The 2,482-nt window shown below is 44.7% G+C and carries 1 protein-coding gene; it reads left to right on the forward strand.

Annotated elements, in window-relative coordinates; genetic code table 11:
* Positions 1-45 precede the first annotated feature (45 nt).
* The gene (ppsA, locus tag CFR83_RS08330; RefSeq protein WP_088813614.1) at positions 46-2,424 is read left to right on the forward strand and encodes a phosphoenolpyruvate synthase; all 2,379 of its coding nucleotides are present in this window, start codon (positions 46-48) and stop codon (positions 2,422-2,424) included.
* Positions 2,425-2,482 lie beyond the last annotated feature (58 nt).

A 2,482-nucleotide genomic window follows, 5' to 3' on the forward strand; every position in this document is an offset into this window, starting at 1 on the left:
GCAATCTAGCTTTGCAACCAGTTTCCCATTACTTAGAGAGTTGTTATGTCCAATCCAAACCATGCAAATGCATACGTTTTACCCTTTGAGGAGTTACGCATGTCTGACGTTGAGTCAGTCGGCGGTAAAAATGCCTCATTGGGTGAGATGATTTCACAGTTAAATGCTTCGGGTGTGCGTGTTCCTACTGGTTTCGCAACCACCGCATTAGCGTTCCGCGATTTTTTGGTGCACAACAAATTAACCGAGCGTATTAATGATCGTTTAGACAAGCTCAATGTTGATGACGTTAAAGCGTTGGCTGAGGCTGGCGCTGAGATCCGTCGTTGGGTTGAGGAGGCACCATTCCAAGAACGTTTAGAAAAAGAAATTCGTGAAGCGTTCAAGGTATTAGATGCTGATGGCAAAGGCTCATTTGCAGTTCGTTCATCCGCTACTGCTGAAGATTTACCTGATGCGTCATTTGCTGGCCAGCAAGAATCATTTTTGAACGTTGTTGGTATTGATGACATCTTGCATCGTATTCGTGAGGTGTTTGCCTCTTTATATAACGACCGTGCAATTTCATATCGCGTTCACAAAGGTTTTGCTCATGCAGAGGTAGCCCTGTCTGCCGGTATTCAGCGTATGGTCCGATCTGATAAAGCAGCCTCTGGTGTGATGTTCACACTTGATACTGAGTCAGGCTTTCAGGATGCAGTCTTTATTACATCAAGCTATGGCTTGGGTGAAACAGTGGTGCAAGGTGCTGTGAACCCTGATGAGTTCTACGTATTCAAACCAATTTTGGCAGCTGGTAAATATCCAATCATTCGCAGAAGTTTGGGTTCAAAGTTAATTCAGATGCAATTTACTGCACCTGGTGAGACTGGTCGCGTTAAAACGGTAGACGTTCCTTTGGAGCAACGCAATCGTTATTCCATTTCTGATGAAGACGTTTCAGAATTAGCTAGATATGCCATGATCATTGAGAAGCACTATCAACGTCCGATGGATATTGAGTGGGGCAAAGATGGTATCGATGGCAAGATTTACATTCTTCAGGCTCGTCCTGAGACTGTGAAGAGTCAGGCGCATGGCAAGGTAGAAATGCGCTACAAGCTCAAAGGCAATTCAACAGTTTTAGCAACTGGTCGTGCGATTGGTCAAAAGATTGGTACCGGAACAGTTCGTGTAGTTAAAGATGCCAGCGAAATGGATCGTGTTCAGCCTGGTGATGTGTTGGTGGCAGATATGACTGACCCAAATTGGGAGCCAGTGATGAAGCGTGCTGCTGCGATTGTGACAAACCGTGGTGGACGTACTTGTCATGCGGCGATTATTGCTCGTGAGTTAGGCGTTCCTGCTGTGGTCGGTTGTGGTGATGCAACGCATGCACTCAAAGATGGTGCGGTTGTCACAGTATCGTGTGCTGAAGGTGATGAGGGTCGTATTTATGACGGTCCTATTGAGACTGAGGTAACTGAGGTTACTCGCGGTGTCTTACCAGAGATTCCTGTGAAGATCATGATGAACGTGGGTAATCCACAGTTGGCTTTTGATTTCTGCCAAATCCCTAACGGTGGCGTAGGTCTTGCTCGTTTGGAATTCATCATTAATAACAATATTGGTGTTCATCCAAAAGCAATTTTGGAATATCCAAATATTGATTTGGATTTAAAGAAGGCGGTTGAGAGTGTGGCTCGCGGTCACGCAAGTCCGAGAGCTTTCTATGTGGATAAATTGGCTGAAGGTATTGCCACAATTGCCGCAGCTTTCTATCCAAAGCCAGTGATTGTTCGTTTATCAGATTTCAAATCTAACGAATACAAAAAGTTAATTGGCGGTTCACGTTATGAGCCTGACGAAGAAAATCCAATGTTAGGTTTCCGTGGCGCATCTCGTTACATTTCCGATGATTTTGCTGAAGCATTTGCTATGGAATGTGAGGCAATGAAGCGTGTGCGTAATGAGATGGGTTTGACCAACGTAGAAATCATGATCCCATTTGTAAGAACTGTGAGCCAAGCAGAAAGAGTGATTGGCTTATTGGGTAAGCATGGCTTGAAGCGTGGCGAGAATGGTTTGCGGGTCATTATGATGTGCGAAATCCCATCCAATGCTATCTTGGCTGAGCAGTTCTTAGAACACTTTGATGGTTTCTCGATTGGTTCTAATGACTTAACTCAACTAACGCTTGGTTTGGATCGAGACTCAGGTATGGAGTTGCTAGCGATTGACTTTGATGAGCGTGATCCAGCCGTTGAGTTCTTGGTTGCGAGAGCCATTGAGACATGCCGAGCCAAAGGTAAGTACATTGGTATTTGCGGTCAAGGACCTTCAGATCATCCTGACTTTGCTAAATGGTTAATGGATAAAGGTATTACCTCTATTTCATTAAACCCAGATAGCGTTGTGGATACTTGGACTTTATTGGCTAAGTAACAAAACAACAGCAATAAAAAAGCGGACTACGTTAGTCCGCTATCTTGGAGCCCGAACG

Source organism: Polynucleobacter victoriensis (assembly GCF_900187875.1).
Taxonomy (GTDB): Bacteria; Pseudomonadota; Gammaproteobacteria; order Burkholderiales; family Burkholderiaceae; genus Polynucleobacter; species Polynucleobacter victoriensis.

Excerpts from the sequence above, each read along its gene's own strand:
- ppsA (WP_088813614.1), top strand. The coding sequence starts at position 46 with ATGTCCAATCCAAACCATGCAAATGCATACGTTTTACCCTTTGAGGAG.